Origin of the sequence: Haloferax prahovense DSM 18310, from assembly GCF_000336815.1 — an archaeon.
Classification (GTDB): Archaea; Halobacteriota; Halobacteria; order Halobacteriales; family Haloferacaceae; genus Haloferax; species Haloferax prahovense.
Map to the genome: position 1 here is coordinate 57,792 of NZ_AOLG01000035.1, position 19,162 is coordinate 76,953.

The following is a 19,162-nucleotide window of genomic DNA, read 5'->3' on the forward strand; positions in this document are numbered from 1 at the left end:
GATTCCCTTTGCACGAAGCTACAATCTGGTCATCTCGCCGTGGCAAATCGACCCGTTCTGGACGTGGGCAAGGTCGACCCAGACGCTTGAATTGCCGGGTTCGTCGTTGGGAACCTCTTCATCCGACTCGTCCAGTTCGAGACAGACGATGCGGGCCTCGGGCATCTTCGCGCACGTGAGATGGTGAATAGTCGTTGGGACTCGTGTGTCTCTCTACCAGCCCCGTATCTCTATCTGGCTGGCTGTTGAAATTGATCGACCGTCCCCGAAAGTGGGATACAGATTTCATCAAGAAGTTTATGTTGACGTTCGGTGCGGTGAGTTCAATTTTCGACTTCCTCACGTTCGGTGTCCTCCTGTTCATCCTCGGGGCGACGATGACGCAGTTCCGGACGAGATGGTTGCTCATCTCGGTCCTCACGGAGGTGATCATCGTATTTATCATTCGTACGCGAAAACCGTTCTTCAGGAGTCGGCCGAGCCGATACCTCCTCGCAGCAACGGCGTTCATCGCACTCGTCACGCTCGTGTTCCCGTACACACCGGTCGGTGGCCTGTTCGAGCTAGTTCCACTTCCCGTGTCGTACATCCTCCCCGTTGTGATGATTCTTGGAGGCTACATCGTTCTGACCGAGAGTGTCAAGCGAGTATTCTACCAATACGTGAAATATTGACCGCGTGGGATGAGTTGACTGAGAGGGCAGGCCCCCATCAATCTGAAGTGGTGGTCTGGGTTTTAACCACTGTAACGGGCATCGGTGCTCGCCGTGTGACACGCTCAGCGACAGTTCCGAACAGAAATCGGTCCACACCCTCCCGACCGTGATTCCCGATGACGATATGGTCGAACTCGTGTTCCAGTGCGTACCCGATAATCGTCTCCACAGTATCGCCGGTCTCACACNCCCTCCCGACCGTGATTCCCGATGACGATATGGTCGAACTCGTGTTCCAGTGCGTACCCGATAATCGTCTCCACAGTATCGCCGGTCTCACACACCACCTGTATCGAACGATTGTCACGAGCTGCTTGGTCCGCTGCCTGTTGTAGAATCGTGTCTGCACGCTGTTTCGCGACGGTGTGCCACTCCTCGAATCGACCACCTGCGAGCACACGGTGATATCCACCCACGGGGTCGATGACGTGAAGAGCGGTGATATCAGCGTCAGGAAACCGTCTCAGGGCGAGAGCGAGTGCTGCTGTTGCCGGTGGTGAGCCGTCACTTGCGACAAGGATACGCCACGTCACACAGTGAAATTCGTCGTACAGTGGCATAATCGTTGGCTCAGAACGATTCAGGTGTCAATAGAGTCGACAACGTTCTCTCGTCCGTCCGTTACCTGAACGACAATTCGTCATACCCAGTCTTGCTGGCGGAAGTGGACGAGCATCAGTCCGGCGAGGATACCCATTCCGATCATGACTGCTGGATACCCGTACGTCCAATAGAGTTCCGGCATCGCGAACGGCGTGTCGGCGAAGTTCATCCCGTAGACCCCAACGACGAACGTGAGCGGGATGAAAATCGTCGCGACGACCGTGAGCGTCTTCATCACCTCGTTCGTCGACTGCGAGATGGCGTTCAGATAGATATCTCGGGCCCCACCCGTGAGATCGCGGTACGTCTCGATCAGGTCAACCACCTGAACGAGATGGTCGTAGACGTCACGGAAGTACTTCTCGTTTTCATCGGCGACCTCGGGAATGTCGCCCCGCGAGAGGTACGACATGGCTTCACGAGCGGGCCAGGCGATCTTTCGGAACGCGAGGAGGTCCCGCCTGACGTTGTTCAAGTCTTCGAGCATCTGGGGGTCCGGTTCGTCGAGGACGCGCTCTTCGACCGCTTCGATGTCGTCCTCGATCTCGTCGAGGAGGTCGAAGTAGTCGTCGACGATGGCATCCATAATCCGGTAGGCGAGAAAATCCGTTCCTCTCTGTACGAATCGCTGTCCGTTTTTCGTCCACTGCGATGCTGTCGGATCGACGATATCGATATCGGTTGTGGACATCGTGACCAGCCAGTTCTCGCCGAGGAAGAAGCCGACAGCGTGCGTTCGAACTTCCTTATGGAATTCGACGTCGTCGCGCTGACTGAGGCGCGCGGTCTTCATCAGCACGAACGTGTGAGTGTCGTACTCTTCGGTTTTGGGTCGCGTCTCTTCGTGAACCACGTCTTCGACGGCCAGTTGATGGATCTCGAAGCGGTCTCTGAGAGCTTTCATTTCAGTTGGTTCGACGTCGTCCGCGTGGATCCACGTCTCACCTGGAGCTTCGAACGCGGTGTCGAGATCGTTGTGACGCTCAACGCCGTTTGCCGTATACACCATGGCGTGAAGGCTCATGCGTCTCCCCTCGTGGCAGATTGCTGTGCGATTGCGACGAGTGCGATGCCGACCATGAGTACTGTAATTGAGAATGCCCGACCGGGATAGGCGACGTATATCCCGGCGACATACCCAAGAACCCCCACGAGTATCAGGGTAGTTCCAGCGATTGTACTTCGGTCCATATGAGTGTGGAGTAGTTTCTCCTAAAAAAGAGCGCATGGTACGGAGGGATCGCGAGTTGGATGGGAGAGACAATGTGGTGTGTCGATAGAAGACGCCAGTAATTCTATGTCCGCTCTGAGTGGAGATGTATGCATTGAAATACCAGTCTCAACTTGAGTCACTTCGGCGGCCGCCACAGCTTCGGAGAAACGCATCGGTGCGTCTCTTCTTTGTCCTGCGTTTGAATCTGACTGGAGGACTAATACTCGATAGAGATGTGAATAAAGAAGCTGATGAAGATCAGGAGGAGGCCGAAATACCCGAGAGCCACCACAATTGTACTAAATATTGGTTCAAACTGAAGAATGGGATATAATACGATCCGTGCAAGAAAACATACGAGTCCGCAGAACATCAGATAAGCTGTCCATCGAGGGGGACTTTTCGACGTACGGAGGTTGGGGGTAGGGGACTCCATTCATTAATCCCGTTTAGTTTGCAGAATATGATACCCGGTACTAATATAAATGCCCCAGAAAGCACTTATTCGTCTTTACCGGTGAACGTATGCATTACCTCCCCTGTGACCCCCTCTTTCGAGAATACGGTGAGAAGGTCCCCGGCGTGAATCACAGTCTCCCCTCGCGGAGTCAGTACTTCTTCACCACGCTCGATCGCAACTACGAGTACATCATTGCCCAGTAGCCCAGCTGAGTCCGCTTCTTGCAGTGTCTTCTCTGCAATGGGGGACGTCTCTGTCACGGTGATTTCGAATACCTCAGCACCGCCCGCCAACGACATGAAGTCTTTGACTGATGGCCGCTGGACGGCCCGGACGAGGTACTCTCCGATGAGTCGTTGAGGATTTTCGAGTACGTTCACACCGATCCGTCGGAATATCTCCATGTGTTCCGGATTTTGGACGACACTGACTTTCGACTCGATGTCAAGTTCTTCGGCCAACAACATCACCATAATATTGGTTGCGTCCTGGTCCGTGGTCGTGATGACGGCGTCAGCTTGCTCTGCACCTGCATCGATTAGCGTTTCTTTCATCGTCGCATCGGCGTTCAGCACGAGAGCGTCGTAGTCGCGACTGACCTGCTCGGCGACATCTGAATCAGTTTCGATGACCACGAGTTCGTTTTGCGTCCTCGTGAGAAGATCGAGGACCTGTGAACCTATGTCTCCAGCACCGACGATTATAATGTACATGAGGAAGCGTTAATCTGAGGCCTGCTAAGTTTTACTCTCCGTAGTGGCCATACTTTTGTAGGCAATATAACCAACAAACACACTCGTGTAGGCGACTGCGAGTAGAACTGTGAGTGATGTGCGGCCCAGAATTGTAATTAGGACGATCACGAGAGGTCCCAGGAGGAGGAGTATATCGAATACGGTGTCGTCTGCTCCTGCTGCGAGGAGAGTACCAACAAACGGAATCTTTTCGAGGTGCATTATTCGTAGACCTCCATTGAGACGAAGATGCTTCGGAGGAGGACGAGGACTGGGATGATCTCAAGTCGGCCGATCCACATATTGAATAGGAACATCACTTTCGTAATTGTGGGCATTCCTGGCCCAGTGATCCCCGACGAAAGGCCGACGTTCCCTTGAGCAGAGGCGACCTCGAATAGAACATTTTCTAGCGTGAACCCATCGGGTCCCATAGGGACCGAAAGCATCAGAACAAACGCCCCCAGACCCAAGAAGAGAACCCAGAGGAACGTTATAATCGCGGCTTCTTCGAACTCTTGGGCAGCCTCTTCGGTTGAGAGTGCGCGTCCGTTAAGGCGGAACGTCCGTACCGCACTCGCAGGGTAGAACACTCCACGGATACGGAAGAGAGTGCCTTTGGCAAGCGTAAGGAGTCGAATGAGCTTGATTCCTCCGACAGTCGACCCCGCTGCCGCCCCGACGACCATTCCGAACGTGACTGTCAACTGCGCCTGCGGCGACCATCCTGGACCGAGTGACCCTGCTGTCTGGAACCCGGTACAGGATGCCGCCGAGACGAACTGGAATAAGGCAAACCGGAACGTCTGAAAGAGCGTTGCTGCCTGTCCCTGAAGCACGATGCCAGCAACCACAATCGCCTCTGTTTGGTAGAACCCCTGATCGAACAGCAGGGCTGTCAGAATCAGTGTTCCGAGTCCGAAGAAAATGAAGCCCCACCGCGTCTGGAGGTCTCTGTAGAGATTCCGGAGGTCTCCCCGCAGGATAAGATAGTGGATCGGGAACGCGATACTCCCCAGGATCATGATCGGAATCAGCGCGAAGTCGATTGCGACGCTGTCGTAGGTCGCAATCGAGTTGTCGGTAATCGAGAATCCGCCGGTGGCGAGTCCGGTCATCGCGTGATTGATGGCGTCCCACATCGGCATCCCTGCGAGCCACAGGACGAGAATCGAGAAGAACGTAAAGAGCAGGAAAATCCACCAGATCGTGCGGACGGTCGAAACGATACTCGGGTGGATCTTTTCCGAGCGCGCCTCGCTCTCGTAGAGCGTGAGTGAACCACTCCCCGGGCGAGCGAGAATCGCCGTCGTGAGGACGATAACCCCGACTCCACCGACCCACTCGATGAACGAGCGCCACCACTGGAGTGTGTGTGGTAGGACGTCCTCATGAACAGACATCGTGAGGCCTGTCCCAGTGAATCCGCTCATGCTCTCGAAGAAGCCATTGAGCGGGTTCTGAAACGCTGCAAGCGTGCTATAGGCTTCTGTTCCCGTTGTCGTAAATCGAACAGGGACATTGAGAACCCCCGGATCGAGCTGAGCAGTCCATGCAATGAGCAGGAACGGGACAGAGCCGAAGACTGCGACGAAGAACCACCCAGAGGCAGCGATCATCATTCCGTGCAGGCGACCCGGATCCTCTGCGTCCTGGAAGGTTCGAGAGAGTCCAACTCCAACGAGCAGGGGGAGTATACCTGAAAGAACCATTCCAGGAACGACCCACCACTCTCGCCAGACGAGAGGGATAAGAACCGAAACGAGGATGAGACCTGCTAGCGCCTCGAGCATCCGCCCGAGGTCGCGAGCAATTGTCCCAAGACGATTGGCCATACAGTTTCCGTTTACTGAACGGCACTTTAAACTGATTGGTTTGTCCGTAGAGATAGCTTGTCTGATTACGTAACGCAAAATGCCCTTTTCCGATCAGTACCTTCGGTGCGAAGTCCCAGCCTCCAGAATGGGGTATTGAGATGTTTCGCCAGCCCCATACAATTTATATACCAGATTCAGGTATCTCCACGGTAGTTTTTATAATGGTGTGTGGAAAACTCAAAAACACATGGTATCCACGCTGATTCTCGGGGCCATTCTCACGCTGCTTGCGTGGGTCGGACTCCAAGCCGCCGTTATACACGGCAAGTACGTCGTGGATAAAATAGATTCCGGCGAGTACCAGAAAGGCCCGTTCAGCGACGCTATGGACGGTGGTTCCAATGAGTGACGACGAAGGGTTACCGGGCCACAGTAATAACGAGGACCTCGCCCGGGACCTCTCTGTATTCGATATCACGATGATCGGTATCGGTGCCATGATCGGTGCCGGTATCTTCGTCCTCACTGGTCTTGCTGCAGGGCAGGCAGGCCCTGGACTCGTAATGGCATTTGCCTTCAACGGCTTCATCACCATCTTTACAGGGATGGTGTATGCCGAACTGGGGTCAGCAATACCCGAAGCTGGCGGTGGGTATCTCTGGGTTCGTGAAGCGCTCGGTCGGTCGCAGGCATTCCTCGCTGGGTGGATGTCCTGGTTCGCCCACGCTGTCGCCGGTTCACTGTACACGCTCGGATTCGGTGCGTTCGTCCACCTACTGTTGACCGATTACTTCGGTATCGTTCTCTTCGAGCCGGTCGATCTATTCTTACTCACGATCGGCCCAGAAAAGATATTTGCAGTGTTCGCTGGTGTACTCTTCGCGTACATCAATTTCCGTGGCGCGAAAGAGACTGGACTCGCTGGCAATATTGTGACCATGGTCAAGGTCACGGTCATCCTCATCCTCATCGCGTTTGGGTTGGGCTACATCTTCGGAAATCCCGCCGAAGCGACCAGTCGATTCCAGCCGTTCCTGCCACGAGACCTCAGTGGTGTATTTATCGCGATGGGACTGACTTTCATCGCCTTCGAGGGGTACGAGATTATCGTTCAATCGGGCGAAGAGGTCGTTAACCCGAAGAAATCTGTACCGAAAGCAGTCTTCTACTCGATGTCTGTCGTCGTCACGATCTACATGCTCGTGGCGATCGTACTCATCGGTGCAGTCACGGTCACGCCCGACCTCTTCCAACTGGCTCAGGAAGGTGCTGCATCGGGGGCTCACGGAGCGACGAACCTACCTCCGGTCCCGGATACTATCGAGGACGCCGCAGTCTGGGAAATCCTCGGCCACCTCGGAGAACTCGGTCTCGCTCGTGCTGCGGGACAGATTATGCCGTACGGGACGGTCGTCATCCTCGTGGCGGGTATCTTCTCAACGCTATCTGCACTCAACGCGACGACCTACTCGTCGACGCGTGTCTCCTTCGCGATGGGGAGAGACCACGTCCTGCCGGATGCGTTCAGCGAGGTCCACCCGGAAAAGCGGACGCCCCACATTGCAACAGCACTCTCTGGCGCACTCATCATCTTCATGGCTGTCGCGCTTCCGATCGAGGCCGTCGCGGCCGCGACCGACGTGATGTTCCTCCTGTTGTTCCTCCAAGTGAACTACGCCGCTATCGTGATACGCCGGGAGTGGGGAGACCAGATCGATTATGGGTACGTGATGCCGTTCTTCCCCTACGTGCCCATCATCGGGATTATCACCAAGCTTGCCCTCGCCGTCTATCTGTTCAATTACAGCCCGCTCGCGTGGTACGGGGCGATTGCGTGGATCCTTGTCGGCGTCGGTATCTTCTTCCTCTACTCTCGCGGGCGCGTGCGTGAGACGGAAGCAAAAGAAGAAACGCGCCTCATTACCGAAGAACGCGCAGCTGAAGACCGTGGGTATCAAGTCTTGATTCCGATTGCGAACCCGGAGAACGCTGAACAGCTCATCCGTGCCGGGAGTGCGGTCGCTCGCCACAAGGACGGCGAAGTTCTCCTCACGAGCGTCGCAACGGTTCCTGAACAGACACCACTCTCAGAGGGACGCCGATACGCAAGCGAACAGCGAGAACTCCTCGACGAAGCAATGCAGTACGCTCCGGACGACGTCCCCGTTCATCAGACCGTGACCATCGGCCACGACATCGGGAGAAGCATCAACAACATCGCATATCAGCGCGATAGCGACCTCGTCCTCATGGGGTGGCGCGGACAGCGGAAACGAGTCTCCGACTACGTGCTCGGCTCGAACATCGACACCGTCGTCGAGAACGCGGAGTGTGACGTTGCAGTGGTAAAAACCGACGGATCACCTAAACCGGGACGTGTACTGGTTCCGACAGCGGGAGGTGCGAACTCGGAGCTCGCCGACCTCTTTGCAGTCGCATACGCGGCGACCGGTGCTGATGTGACGCTCTTCCACGTCGTAACCGACGGAGATGTCGATACAGCGGAATCGTTCCTAGCTGATAAACAGGAGTCGCTGGCAGAATCGGAGATTGATGTTGACACCGCTGTGCAGGAAGGTGAAGACATTGCAAAGACGATTCTCCAGTATGCGCGTAGTGAAGGCTTCGAATCCGTAATCATCGGCGCAGCAGGCGAGGGGATCCTCCGTCGCGTCCTCTTTGGTGAAGTGCCTGAGACAGTAGGTGAAGAATTCGACGGTGAAGTCGTGATGGTTCGGAAACACCGGCCCGTCCACTCGGCGATTTTCGGATTCCTCAGGAAATGGATCGGGAAAGGGGCAAAAGCAACTAATCTCGGTGAGTCGGTGAGAACATGAACCCACCCACTGATTCGGATGAGTTCGACCCGCCGAATCAATCCCTAGGCGGGCAAATCGCCGGAACGATAGAACAGCTCTGTCTCGTCGGAGCACGTGTTTCGGTACCGCTTTTCGTTCCTATTGGGGTGCTCTTCTTTGCGTACCTAATTGGTGGGTACACACTCATGGTACTGGGTGTCTGGACTCCGTCGTACGAGTTTCTCTCCCTCACCGGGGATATCTACTTCGCGTGGCTTGGGTTCCTCTCGGGGTTGGTCATTTGTTTCGGGACCGGCTCGCTCATCGGTCTCGCCTTCCTGACGGAGGGCGAGGGCCGAATCCACAACGAAGTCTCGATTCTGGCCTCGTTCATCGGCTTTGGCTTCGGAGCGGGGGTGATTCGAATGACGTATTCAACAGTGCTCACCACGTTGCTCTGACTCCCCGTCAAGTGTTTTATGCCGCATCCACCCCGATTTAGTATCGTGATTTCAATGGCACAGTCCCTATTCAGTCGCGTTGTTGTCCCAGTCGCTAACAAGGACGATGCTGCAGCGACAGCAGAAGCCCTCATTCCATACGTCGACGGCAGCCCTAGCACAGTGATCGCTGTTCACGTCATCGAGAAAGCTGGTGGTGCCCCCGACAAGGCGTCCGTTGAGCAACGCGAACTCGCTGCCGACGAGATGTTTCAGATCCTGAGAGATCGACTCCAGGGTGTCGATATAGCCCTCCAGACCGAGTATCTATACGGAACCGATGTCGGTGACGCAATAATCACTGCCGCGCACGATTTCGACGCGAGCACCATTGTGTTTACTCCTCGAGGGGGAAGCCGCTGGCTGAAACTACTCACTGGAGATGTGACGACAACGCTCGTGAACGAGAGCGATTTACCGGTTCTCGTGCTGCCTGACCCCTCGGAGCAGCCATCCTGACATCTACTAGACGTCCCCTGAGGAGAGCGGTCGTGTCTCTGGCGTGGATACAGTTAGAATGCGATTCTCTCTACGACTCCCCGAACGAAACTTTGACTCTTTAATTCTCGTGGATGGGCCAACAAGACGGTTGCGTCCAATCGATCGCTGATCTCTGTTGCGGGATCGCAGAATGCAAACTCGTGAATACGTGAATGCGCAACTGTTCCGATGACGGCTACATCAGTCTCTTGAGCTGCTGAAACGAGGTCGTCGAGGAGGTCTGACGTACGAACCACTTCACTCGTGGTCGGTGCTTCACATAATGTCTCAAGCTCACGGTGGTAGTCTCGAGTCGCAGTCACTTGTTCATCAGGGGCGTCCTTGTCAACGGCAGTAAGGAATCGGACTCGCGCATCGTGGTGTACGGCAAGTGCGTCTGCGAGAGTAACCTTGAGTGGTCGATATGGACCGCGGCGGGTGATAACGGTGATCTCGTTGACGTCGTCGATATCTCGGTCACGGAGAAAGACCGTGTCACAAGGTGCGTGTTCCATAAACCAGTCAACGTCACTTCCGAGTAACTCTGCGTGATAGCGGTCAGGTTCCCACTCCCCTAACAGAAGGTCCGCCTCAATATCTGCAGCATAGTTGATCACAGCGCGTCGTAGATCGTGGCTGACGATTTCTTGAGCATGGATTGGTACAGGGAGCTCTTCAGCGAGTTCCTGTGTCTTTCGCTCGAACTCGCGGTCTGACTCGTCCATTGCGGTTGCCGATGAGAGCGTGAGCTGGTCGGGCCCCTCCTCGAACCGAACAGCATGAACCTGCCCGTCACGCTGGGCCGCGACGCTTGCCGCGGCCGTGAGAAGCGTCCGTTCCCGGCTCTGTGAAGTTCGTTCATCCATGGCAACGAGAACTGATCCACCCTCATCGACGAATGCTTGTTCAACCTGAGAGAGGGACTGCGCGTCCGCAGACCGACGGACTGCATCGAGGGCTGCCCCCTGTCGCTCCGTTTTCGCCCGACCGTAGACCAGATACCAAAGAATGCCCATGAGAATAATCCCAACCGCGCCGCCGATTGCGACTGGTCCCATCTGTGTGAGTAACACGAGCCCACCGACGAGACCGAAGATCTGCACCCATGGATACCCCGGGGAGGTGAATTCCGGGGAGTAACTCTCGAGGGAGCTTTCGCGAAATGCGATGAGGGCGACGTTAATGATGGAGAAAATGAGGATTTTGAACGCACTCGCCAACTTCGCGAGCTCGACGACCGGCACGAAGGCGATGAGTCCAAGCAGTAATCCGCCGGTCAGCAATACGGAAACGATTGGCGTCTTGAAACGGGAACTGACCTCACTCAATCGCTGGGGTGCCAGTTCGTCACGGCTCATCGCGAACGGGAATCGAGACGATGAGAGGATGCCAGCATTGGCCATGCTCGTGAGCGCGAAGACCGCGACGACCGCGACGACAAGTTCACCCCACTGACCTGCGAACTGCCGAGCAGCAAGTGCCATTGGTGTGAGCATATCGTTCGACATCAGTTCGTTCGGTGGTGAAACACCGACGACGACGAAGACGGTCAGTGTGTAGACGAGCATCATCACGACAACCGAACCGATCATCGCAATGGGGATATTCCGTCCCGGGTTCTCTACCTCTTCAGCTACGGACGCAATTTTGGTGACGCCTGCATACGAGACGAACACGAACCCCGTCGCTGCGAGCACACCGCTGTTTCCGTGTGTGACGAACGGATCGAAATTGGTACCATCGACGTTGATGATTCCAGAGAACGTGAATGCAGCAAGCGAGAGCAATACCAGACTCACGATAATGGCTTGCAAGCGGCCACTCTGCTTCACTCCAACAATGTTGACGACGACGAGCAGGACACCGAGGCCAAGGCTCAAAAACACCAGATACTCCCCTGGAATCGAGACGACGAGAAGGACGTAGGCTCCGAGTCCAACGAGAGCGAAGGCACTCTTGAATACGAGAGAAAACCAAGAGCCGATCCCGGCAATCGTTCCGAGAAGTGGACCCATCGCTCGGTCGATATAGAGATACGTGCCGCCAGCTTCTGGCATTGCGGTCGCCATCTCCGCTTTCGAGAGTGCGGCCGGCAAGACGATTAACCCCGCGAGGAGATACGCAAGAATCACACTCGGCCCCGTCTTCTTGGCAGCGAGTCCAGGGAGGACAAAGATACCACTGCCGATCATCGCACCAATACTGATTGTAATCGTTGCATACAGACCGAGGTCACGTTCGAGTGATTTTGGCATCTGTTAGTTAACCTCCGGCAGAATCAAACCACGCGACAGGCTCATTGATACCCCCGAGAGAAAGCAGTGGGTTAAAACGGCCGGTCTCTCTCTGGGTTCCTACTCACTTGTGGTCGCCGAATGCTTCAACGGTTTCTCTCGTCAGTCCACCTCGACAGAAGAGCGTTACCAGGTCATCTGGGCGGACCGTCGTATCTCCACGAGGTGTTAACATTTCTTCGTCACGCTCGATTGAAACCACCAGAACGTCCGCTTGAATAACCCCACGTTCGTTCGCCTCACGCAACGTGAGGCCTGCAACGTCAGCATTAGAAGAGACTGTAAGCTCCACGACTTCGGCACCGCCAGAGAGTTCCATAAAGTCCGCAATCGTATGGCCATCCTGTGACGCCTCTGGGCCGAATTTATGATACGGAAGCAGTTGCTCGCTCTGGAGCAAGTTCTCCTCGTCGATTTCGAGCCCAATCGCGGAGAGGTCGTTCGCTATCCGGTTGAGTTCCTGCATATCATCACCGACAGCAGTCACGTGGAGATTATTTCTGCCTTTCATCAGCTGTCGAACACTGACAATACCGGGGATTTCGGCGACTTGTTTCGAGAGCCGGTCACGATCTGGAACCGGACTGGTACAGATATAGAGGTTAGTCAGACGGCCGCCTGCTCGCGAATAATCGACGAGTGCGTGATAGCCCCGAAGAATACCGGATTCTTCGAGCTGTGAAATTCGATTTCGAATCGTACCCGCCGAGACGTTTACTTCCTCGGCTATTTCGGGCGCGGACGTATTTCGCGCGTCCCGAACCAGATGGTAGAGGATTCGTTTGTCTACCTCATCCAAACGGTCGCTCATATCTGACTCGTCACGTTACAGGGAGATAATCGATTTGGACTTGTACCGACTCCATTGCCATTTCGGTTTAAACAATTCAGACCGTGTGATTTTACTCGTTAAGCAATCTAACCGGTGTATTTATATACATTGGGGAATTTGGTGGAGAACAGATACGAGGATCGGCTTCGACGTGCGGAGCCTCCTGTCACAAAACCAGATAATCACCCTTTGAAACGCGGACCACTGAACTATGTCTCATTCCAACTCATCCCCGACGTCTACTGCTGGTCGCTTGAATTTCCTCACGGCTTCGAAGACAGTTATCAGGGACATCGGCGGACTTCAGGTCCTCATCGGTGGGTCGATGCTCGTCCCAGTACTGGTATCTCTCCTCTACCAAGAGTGGTATTCCGGGCTGTCATTTCTCATCGCAGCAGGCATCACCGCGTTCGTCGGTGGGCTTGCGTACAAACTCTGTGAGGACGCCCCGGAACCGAAGCGACACCACGCGATGATCGTTGCTGCCCTTGGATGGGCCGCAACCGCGTTCTTCGGGGCGCTCCCGTTCGTTATCGCGGCATACATCACGCCGCCAGCAGTCCTCGAGTCTTTCGTCCCCGCAGGGGCGGGTTATCAATCGAGCCTGTTGTACTTCCAGAACCCCTTACACGCGTTCTTCGAGAGCATGAGCGGGTACACGACGACTGGTCTGACGATGAGCGTCCGCGAACCGTCCGTGGGCCGCGGATTCCTCTGGTACCGGTCACAGATGCAGTGGATCGGCGGCGCAGGGATGATCGTTCTCTCGTTGGCGATCCTCCGGCAGCCACACGGTACGGCCGGCATCTCGCTGTACCAGTCGGAAGCCCGAAACGAGAAGTTACGGCCGAGCATTGCGGGGACCGCGCGTGCGATCTGGAAGGTCTACGTCGGCATCACAGCCCTGGTCGCGGTCTATCTCGCCACAGCGACGTTCCTCGTCGCGCCTAATTACGGGATTGAGCCCACGATTTTCGATGCGGTCAATCACGCGATGACTGGGCAATCGACAGGCGGGTTCAGTACACTCGATGACTCTATCGCCGGTTACGGCTCTTACGCTATGGAACTCGTCCATATCCCGGCGATGATCACGGGGGCCATCTCGATTCCCGTGTATTACGGTGTGCTTTCCAAGCGTGATATCCGGGAGTTCACGAGCGACCCGCAGGTTAGGACGATGTTCGGACTGTTCGTCGTCGGTGTGATCGGTCTGACGGCATTCCTCGCTCGATGGGTCGGTGTCCCATACAATGGCGGCCCAGTCGGCTACGTGGGACGCGTTGTGACGAGCCAAGCGTTCCGGGATGGGTTGTTCCAATTCATCAGCGCATCATCGACCACTGGCTGGCAGACGTCCGCGATTGGGGACTGGAACAGCGGGGCGGTCATGTTCATCGTCCTCGGCGCGATGTTGTTCGGTGGGTCCGCAGGGGCGACAGTTGGGGGGATCAAAATCCTCCGCGGCTACATCATCGGCCGCGGAATCAACTGGGAAGTCTCACGCGTGTTTCTCCCCGAACACGCCATCGATGACCTCCGAATCGGTCAACAGGTCTTCAAGGCCGACGAAGCGAACGACGAGATTCGCGCTGCTGCGACGTTCGCATTCGCGTATCTCGTCCTCCTGGGCCTTTCCCTGTTCGTCTTGCTCGCAGTACTCCCGCAGGAGTTCACCCTCGCGGACGCGATCTTCGAGGTCGCGACCGCACAGGGGACCGTTGGGCTGTCCTCCGGTATTACCGGTCCTGGGATGCCGGTCGTCGCGGAGATTCTCTTCATCGTCCAGATGTGGATGGGTCGCCTCGAGATCATTCCCGTGCTCGTTATGATAAACAGCATCTTCCGGCGGTGAACCATGTACCACCAGGAAATTTCCACACCGGCTGTCCTCGACGTCCCGGGACCGCCGGTGTACGCAGAGAGCTCTCGAGACTCGTCCGTTAAATACACCCCATCACACGAACACAATGTACATCATCGTCGTCGGCGCAGGCCGCACCGGAAGCAAAGTAATCGAACTCGCAACCCAGGACGACAACGAAGTCGTCGTCATCGAACGCGACACAGAGCTAGCCGAAGAGGTGAGCGTGACTTACGACTGCATGGTCATCAACGCCGATGCCGCCTCGAAGGAAATCCTCCTCGAAGCAGGTATCGAAGAGGCCGACGCACTCATCTCGACGACAGAGAACGATTCGGTGAACCTCATGATCTCGATGCTTGGCAAGCAGTACGGCGTCGAGAACCTCGTCAGTTCGATCAACGATCCGCAGCATATCGAACTCTTCGGTGACCTCGGCGTAAATATCGTCGAGAGTCCACACGAACTCAACGGACAGTACCTCTATCGGGCCGTCCAACGGCCGAAGATCCAAGATTTCATGGAAATCGCTGGCGGAGCCGAAATCTTCGAGCTCACGGTCGACGAGGGAGCGCCAATCGCCGGGCTCAGTCTGAGCGACGCCGACAAGGATGGTCTCCTCCCCGAAGAGACGGTCATCGTCGCAATCGTCCGAGATGGTGAACTGCTCATCCCACGAGGCGGTACCGACGTTCAGGCAGGTGACACCGTGACCGTGTTCGCCAGAAACGGAGCGAATGACCGACTTACGGCCGCGTTCACCAGGTGATTCCAATGCCAGCTAATGACACGGAACCCGAGGTTCGAGTCGCCGTCCAACACCCCGAAAGAGAGTCGAGAAGTGACGAACTAATTCGAAGTAGACCAGTCACTCACACACCGGACTACACTGTCGTCGTACCGATAACTGGTGGACTCTTCGACCCAGAAACCAGAATCAACGTTCGACGGCTTCTACAGACAGCACTTGCTCTCGCCAATGACAACGACGGTCGAGTCCAGTTACTCGGACTCGCAGCCGTGGACGATGAAGCCTCGCTCAATACCGTTCGAGGGTACATCGAAGCGGACGAACAGCCCACACCAGACACGACTCAACTACTCAAATTTATTGACGAGCGACAGTCCCAGCTGGCACGAATTGTCGATATTGCTCGAGATCTCGATCCAGCACTCTCCATCAACGCGACTGTTCGAGTAGTAACTGACACGACGCGCGGGATTCTGGACGTCCTCGCGTCGGGCAGTGAAATGGCCGTACTATTGCTTCGGGGAACGGGCCTCGGTGACGGAGGGCTTCTCTCTCGTAGTACGATAGATACCGTCCTTGCAGAGGCCGAATGCGACGTGTTCGTCGAGAACCTTGGAACCCAAAGCGGGGAGGGCGCGTTGTATATCCCTAACATCGAAGAACATACGGTCGCTTCGTTGGCCGAGTCCGAAGCAGAGGCCATCGATTCGGTACTGCTCCCGGTCGGGGAAGGACCACACTCCGCGCTCGCTGCGGAAGCCACTCGTGCGGTAGCCACCGCTGCTGATGCACCAGTCACCGTTCTACACGTAATCGACCCAGACGCATCTGGAAAAGCAAAATCTGATGCCACTGAACTCCTCAAATTCGCAGAATACGTCTTGGGTCCAGACGTGACGGTAGACACAGAACTTCAAGAATCGACAGATACGACGGCTGTAATCCTCGAGAGAGCACAGACGCACGACTTCACCGTAATCGGTGCCCCTGAACAGCAATCCCGATTGAAGCGCCTCGTTTTCGAGCGTGTTCAGCAAACACTCACTCAGCGGAGTGACGTAACAGTACTCATGGCCAGAGATTCAGATGGGACGATGCGGTCGCTCTACTATCGCTGGAAACAAGGTATGGACGCAATGGAGGGCAGTAATGGATCTGACTGAAAGCCAAGAAACGGTGGCGGCCCGCATCCGTGAAGAGGCCTCAGGTGAGATACTTCGCCTCGGTCCTGACGTGAAAGGATTTCTTGTCGTCCAAAAGCTACCGGACGGTCCACAGCCCGTTCTCTATCGTGTGACTCTCGAGAAACAACCTGATGGAGCTGAGAAACTACACTGGGCGTATCTTGGTGCCTCCAAAAGGTTAGATGAAGGACACCCGGGAGGTCAAGAGCAATCCCCATCCTAACAGCATTTCTATTCCCATTCTCAGTAACGTCGGCATACGTCCCGAGCGCATACCCGCAACTCTAGGCATGAGAAGAGATTGAGCCACGGCACAATTTTGATGTATTTTCTGCGTCTTGAGTAACGAATCACTGGCCAGTGAATACGGCTACCGTCTCTTCAGAGACCCCACGTCGGGAATGGATTGTGACGAAATCACCCTCCGTAATCAGGGTCTGCTCAGTTGGCGTAATCGCTCCTTCATCACGATTGATTCGGACGACCAGCACATCTGAAGGAATGAGTCCCTCTTCGTTCGCTTCCTGAAGTGTCTTCCCAGCGATTGGAGCCCGGTCTCTAACAAGTATCTCGACGATGTCGATGTCCCCAGCCAAACCATCGACACCTCTGACTGGAGACGCTAGCTGTTCATCTTGAGGACCGAAGGGAGCATAAGGACGGAAATACTCACGGTGAATCAGGTCCTCAGTGTCAATTTCGACATCCAGAGATGCGATTTGCTGAGCAATCCGTGTGAGATCTTCAGTGTCAGTCCCGACGACCGTAATCCGGAGGTCGCCCTTACCGGACATGAACTCTCGAACGTTAATCACGCCCGGGAGATCAAGGGCCCGTTGAGCGATCTCCTCTCTGTTTCGAGGCCCCGTGCTGCAGACGTAATGGTTCGTAAGCCGACCTCCTATCTTCTGATAATCAATATCGGCATGAAATCCCCTGATTACGCCACCTTCCTCGAGTCGGCGAATTCGATTCCGGACGGTCGGTGCCGAGACGTCAACTTTCTCCGCGATGTCTGGTGAAGAGGTGTGGCGAGCCTCTTGCGACAGATAATACAGGATCTGTTCATCGATCTCATCGATTTGAAGAGGCATTATATACTACAAGAATAATTCAGGAAATCCTTTTAAGATATCGTTAGGAGCCCATTTGACCTCGGGCAACTGTTCTACCTCGGCACAATTTTGAGAACTGAAACTCCGTCTCTCCTCGAATCTCTGTAAAGGTGGGAAGTATTTATCCTGTCATAGTGTGATTTCGAATATGATTCCACCCTTCACTCTCGGTTGCAACGTCGATGAGGGCGGCTCCCGGAATAACTCGATGATCGCAGTGAGTGTATCCGAACCGTATGTATGGCGCTGCTCTCTCGATTCACCGCGTGAAGCGATAGACTGGAATGCTCCCACAATGGAGATATATGCATGAGTGACTCAAATGAAGACCCGAAAGCACCGAATACCGTACCCGATGCGTTGATTCAGCACATCGATTCGCTGGCACTCCCTGAATTGAAATCCGTGCTTTCGTACGTTGAGCGCCGTATCGAAACGCTTCGGACCCCAATCGAAGAAGAGATCGAAGCGGCCGCTGCTGGAGAGGTCCTCAAAATAGAAGACCACGGCGCATACGCGCTCGTACGAAAGCACCCTCCTAATCCAGAAGGTTCTGGTGTGAATACGGATCAAGTATCACTCTATCACGTCCGTCGGGAGCAGCGGATGGACGGGACAGAATCCTTACACTGGGTATATCTTGGAGACGTCCATAACGCCGAGCAAATTCGGTGTGGGTCCTGCGGAGGAATGCTCGACAAGGAAGCAGCTTTCTGCCCTCATTGTGGTGCTGATAATCCGGACTATACCGAGACATGAAAAAATAATTCATGTCAGAACTGATTACTAAGCGCCTTGTTGACCCGATTGCAAACAAAAAGATGCCCGTGACACGACACAAAGACTCGCTACCTATGAAATATGAACGTGACTCGAATTTGTACACACACCATGCCTACGAAATCCGAGGTAGTATCTTATGAGTGAGTCCAAACAAGCACTGTCCCGTAATCTCAGTTCCGATATGTTAGGGGCGATTTCGCTCGGACCGTTGTCAGAGGAAATCGGTGCAGAATTAGCCCAACGCATCGTGATAACCGGGAAGAGAGTTCCAATGTCAATCCGTGAAACTCTAATTCGAGGGCAGGAGACCTAGCTACGATGTACATTATCATCATCGGTGCCGGTGATATCGGGACACCACTCATCGATATTGCGACGCGATCTGGAAACGAGGTTGTCGTCATCGAGCGTGATGAAATACGTGCGAATCGAGCTGCGGACCAGTTTGACTGTTTAGTCCTGAACGCCGACGCCACGACGAAAGACACATTAGAAGATGCTGGTGCAGCGCAGGCCGATGCACTCATTTCGACGACGGACCAGGACGCAACGAACGTGATGACTTGTCTGCTCGCAAAAGAATTCGAGATCCCTGCGATTCTCTCTGTCGTCCACAACCCGGAGCATATGGGGTTATTCAAACAGATCGGCGTAAACACCATGGAGAATCCACAGGAGCTCATCGCCGAGTATCTGTATCGAGCCGTATCACGCCCAGCAATTGTGGACTATATGCGCATTGGTGAGAAGGCTGAGGTCTTCGAAATCACAGTCACCAACGGGGCACCAATCGCAGGTAAAACGCTCCAAGAAGCCACACAGGCAGGACTCCTCACTGACGAGATGCTCGTCGTTGCAATCGAGCGCGAAGGGAACGATCACCCGATTACTCCTCGTGGTAACACAACTATCGAGGAAGGTGACCTACTGACGGTCTACTCTGGTTTCGGCGCTGATCCGGAGATTACCGATATCTTTGGGCACTATGAAGACCACGCCAGTAGATAGTTCATGTTGA

The 19,162-nt window shown here is 55.0% G+C and carries 19 protein-coding genes and 1 pseudogene; 10 read left to right on the plus strand and 10 right to left on the minus strand.

Going from position 1 to position 19,162, the window contains the following annotated elements:
* Positions 1–18: 18 nt before the first annotated feature.
* Positions 19–165: a hypothetical protein gene (locus C457_RS20340; RefSeq protein ID WP_161611443.1), complete on the minus strand. Its 147-nt coding sequence runs from the start codon at positions 163–165 to the stop codon at positions 19–21.
* A 38-nt stretch (positions 166–203) separates the two neighbouring features.
* Here C457_RS20340 and C457_RS10975 point away from each other — a divergent pair, with 38 nt between their 5' ends.
* A complete protein-coding gene (locus C457_RS10975; RefSeq protein WP_275039361.1) occupies positions 204–674 on the plus strand; it encodes a cation transporting ATPase C-terminal domain-containing protein in 471 nt (156 codons plus the stop codon).
* Between the two features lie 37 nt (positions 675–711).
* Here C457_RS10975 and C457_RS21240 read toward each other — a convergent pair.
* The 6 genes and pseudogenes from C457_RS21240 to C457_RS11000 all read right to left on the minus strand — a co-directional run bounded on the left by C457_RS21240 (position 712) and on the right by C457_RS11000 (position 5,561).
* A pseudogene (locus C457_RS21240) lies at positions 712–1,276 on the minus strand (universal stress protein).
* Positions 1,277–1,356: 80 nt separating this feature from the next.
* Complete coding sequence (gene corA / locus C457_RS10985; RefSeq protein ID WP_008094607.1) at positions 1,357–2,343, minus strand: magnesium/cobalt transporter CorA; 987 nt, start codon at positions 2,341–2,343, stop codon at positions 1,357–1,359.
* Positions 2,340–2,510, minus strand: a complete 171-nt coding sequence (locus C457_RS20625; RefSeq protein ID WP_162832768.1) for a hypothetical protein — start codon at positions 2,508–2,510, stop codon at positions 2,340–2,342. The genes corA and C457_RS20625 overlap by 4 nt, the downstream gene beginning before the upstream one ends.
* Positions 2,511–3,033: 523 nt before the next feature.
* A complete protein-coding gene (locus C457_RS10990) occupies positions 3,034–3,705 on the minus strand; it encodes a potassium channel family protein (protein WP_008094610.1) in 672 nt (223 codons plus the stop codon).
* 24 nt (positions 3,706–3,729) lie between these two features.
* Positions 3,730–3,948: a hypothetical protein gene (locus tag C457_RS10995; protein ID WP_008094612.1), complete on the minus strand. Its 219-nt coding sequence runs from the start codon at positions 3,946–3,948 to the stop codon at positions 3,730–3,732.
* A complete protein-coding gene (locus tag C457_RS11000) occupies positions 3,948–5,561 on the minus strand; it encodes a TrkH family potassium uptake protein (RefSeq protein WP_008094614.1) in 1,614 nt (537 codons plus the stop codon). Before C457_RS11000 ends, C457_RS10995 begins: the two co-directional genes overlap by 1 nt.
* 229 nt (positions 5,562–5,790) lie before the next feature.
* Here C457_RS11000 and C457_RS20345 point away from each other — a divergent pair, with 229 nt between their 5' ends.
* From C457_RS20345 to C457_RS11015, 4 genes are read left to right on the plus strand one after another with little or no spacing between them, the layout of a single operon-like run.
* Positions 5,791–5,952, plus strand: a complete 162-nt coding sequence (locus C457_RS20345; protein WP_161611444.1) for a hypothetical protein — start codon at positions 5,791–5,793, stop codon at positions 5,950–5,952.
* On the plus strand, positions 5,945–8,380 hold the full coding sequence (locus C457_RS11005; protein WP_008094615.1) for an amino acid permease: 2,436 nt from the start codon (positions 5,945–5,947) through the stop codon (positions 8,378–8,380). Before C457_RS20345 ends, C457_RS11005 begins: the two co-directional genes overlap by 8 nt.
* Positions 8,377–8,802: a hypothetical protein gene (locus C457_RS20080; RefSeq protein WP_152420004.1), complete on the plus strand. Its 426-nt coding sequence runs from the start codon at positions 8,377–8,379 to the stop codon at positions 8,800–8,802. The genes C457_RS11005 and C457_RS20080 overlap by 4 nt, the downstream gene beginning before the upstream one ends.
* A 54-nt stretch (positions 8,803–8,856) precedes the next feature.
* The gene (locus C457_RS11015; protein ID WP_049913543.1) at positions 8,857–9,300 is read left to right on the plus strand and encodes a universal stress protein; all 444 of its coding nucleotides are present in this window, start codon (positions 8,857–8,859) and stop codon (positions 9,298–9,300) included.
* Between the two features lie 53 nt (positions 9,301–9,353).
* Here the strand turns inward: C457_RS11015 and C457_RS11020 are convergent, their stop codons facing one another.
* Positions 9,354–11,576 (minus strand): amino acid permease, encoded by a 2,223-nt coding sequence (locus C457_RS11020; RefSeq protein ID WP_049913544.1) that lies wholly within the window; start codon positions 11,574–11,576, stop codon positions 9,354–9,356.
* 103 nt (positions 11,577–11,679) lie between these two features.
* Positions 11,680–12,426 carry a winged helix-turn-helix transcriptional regulator gene (locus C457_RS19670; RefSeq protein ID WP_008094625.1) on the minus strand — a complete coding sequence of 249 codons (747 nt, stop codon included), beginning with the start codon at positions 12,424–12,426 and terminating at the stop codon, positions 11,680–11,682.
* 346 nt (positions 12,427–12,772) lie between these two features.
* On the opposite strand from C457_RS19670, the gene C457_RS11030 reads away from it, so the two are divergent.
* The 3 genes from C457_RS11030 (at position 12,773) to C457_RS11040 (ending at position 16,225) form a co-directional block, all read left to right on the plus strand.
* Positions 12,773–14,302 (plus strand): TrkH family potassium uptake protein, encoded by a 1,530-nt coding sequence (locus C457_RS11030; protein ID WP_049913556.1) that lies wholly within the window; start codon positions 12,773–12,775, stop codon positions 14,300–14,302.
* A 115-nt stretch (positions 14,303–14,417) separates the two neighbouring features.
* The gene (locus tag C457_RS11035) at positions 14,418–15,080 is read left to right on the plus strand and encodes a potassium channel family protein (protein ID WP_008094628.1); all 663 of its coding nucleotides are present in this window, start codon (positions 14,418–14,420) and stop codon (positions 15,078–15,080) included.
* A 5-nt stretch (positions 15,081–15,085) separates the two neighbouring features.
* Positions 15,086–16,225: a universal stress protein gene (locus C457_RS11040; RefSeq protein WP_008094630.1), complete on the plus strand. Its 1,140-nt coding sequence runs from the start codon at positions 15,086–15,088 to the stop codon at positions 16,223–16,225.
* A 371-nt stretch (positions 16,226–16,596) separates the two neighbouring features.
* On the opposite strand, the gene C457_RS11045 is transcribed toward C457_RS11040, so the two are convergent.
* The gene (locus C457_RS11045) at positions 16,597–17,340 is read right to left on the minus strand and encodes an Lrp/AsnC family transcriptional regulator (protein ID WP_008094631.1); all 744 of its coding nucleotides are present in this window, start codon (positions 17,338–17,340) and stop codon (positions 16,597–16,599) included.
* A gap of 330 nt (positions 17,341–17,670) precedes the next feature.
* Here C457_RS11045 and C457_RS19675 point away from each other — a divergent pair, with 330 nt between their 5' ends.
* Both C457_RS19675 and C457_RS11055 read left to right on the plus strand, forming a co-directional pair.
* Positions 17,671–18,120 carry a zinc ribbon domain-containing protein gene (locus C457_RS19675; RefSeq protein ID WP_083864287.1) on the plus strand — a complete coding sequence of 150 codons (450 nt, stop codon included), beginning with the start codon at positions 17,671–17,673 and terminating at the stop codon, positions 18,118–18,120.
* Between the two features lie 342 nt (positions 18,121–18,462).
* Positions 18,463–19,152, plus strand: a complete 690-nt coding sequence (locus C457_RS11055) for a potassium channel family protein (RefSeq protein ID WP_008094635.1) — start codon at positions 18,463–18,465, stop codon at positions 19,150–19,152.
* Positions 19,153–19,162 lie beyond the last annotated feature (10 nt).

Bases quoted from the DNA above. Each gene is read 5' to 3' on its own strand.
- corA (WP_008094607.1), bottom strand. From the start codon at position 2,343: ATGAGCCTTCACGCCATGGTGTATACGGCAAACGGCGTTGAGCGTCAC.
- C457_RS10990 (WP_008094610.1), bottom strand. From the start codon at position 3,705: ATGTACATTATAATCGTCGGTGCTGGAGACATAGGTTCACAGGTCCTC.
- C457_RS11040 (WP_008094630.1), top strand. From the start codon at position 15,086: ATGCCAGCTAATGACACGGAACCCGAGGTTCGAGTCGCCGTCCAACAC.
- C457_RS11005 (WP_008094615.1), top strand. From the start codon at position 5,945: ATGAGTGACGACGAAGGGTTACCGGGCCACAGTAATAACGAGGACCTC.
- C457_RS20345 (WP_161611444.1), top strand. From the start codon at position 5,791: ATGGTATCCACGCTGATTCTCGGGGCCATTCTCACGCTGCTTGCGTGG.
- C457_RS20625 (WP_162832768.1), bottom strand. From the start codon at position 2,510: ATGGACCGAAGTACAATCGCTGGAACTACCCTGATACTCGTGGGGGTT.
- C457_RS20340 (WP_161611443.1), bottom strand. From the start codon at position 165: ATGCCCGAGGCCCGCATCGTCTGTCTCGAACTGGACGAGTCGGATGAA.
- C457_RS11035 (WP_008094628.1), top strand. From the start codon at position 14,418: ATGTACATCATCGTCGTCGGCGCAGGCCGCACCGGAAGCAAAGTAATC.
- C457_RS19670 (WP_008094625.1), bottom strand. From the start codon at position 12,426: ATGAGCGACCGTTTGGATGAGGTAGACAAACGAATCCTCTACCATCTG.
- C457_RS11015 (WP_049913543.1), top strand. From the start codon at position 8,857: ATGGCACAGTCCCTATTCAGTCGCGTTGTTGTCCCAGTCGCTAACAAG.
- C457_RS11020 (WP_049913544.1), bottom strand. From the start codon at position 11,576: ATGCCAAAATCACTCGAACGTGACCTCGGTCTGTATGCAACGATTACA.
- C457_RS20080 (WP_152420004.1), top strand. From the start codon at position 8,377: ATGAACCCACCCACTGATTCGGATGAGTTCGACCCGCCGAATCAATCC.
- C457_RS11030 (WP_049913556.1), top strand. From the start codon at position 12,773: ATGCTCGTCCCAGTACTGGTATCTCTCCTCTACCAAGAGTGGTATTCC.
- C457_RS19675 (WP_083864287.1), top strand. From the start codon at position 17,671: ATGAGTGACTCAAATGAAGACCCGAAAGCACCGAATACCGTACCCGAT.
- C457_RS11045 (WP_008094631.1), bottom strand. From the start codon at position 17,340: ATGCCTCTTCAAATCGATGAGATCGATGAACAGATCCTGTATTATCTG.
- C457_RS11000 (WP_008094614.1), bottom strand. From the start codon at position 5,561: ATGGCCAATCGTCTTGGGACAATTGCTCGCGACCTCGGGCGGATGCTC.
- C457_RS10995 (WP_008094612.1), bottom strand. From the start codon at position 3,948: ATGCACCTCGAAAAGATTCCGTTTGTTGGTACTCTCCTCGCAGCAGGA.
- C457_RS11055 (WP_008094635.1), top strand. From the start codon at position 18,463: ATGTACATTATCATCATCGGTGCCGGTGATATCGGGACACCACTCATC.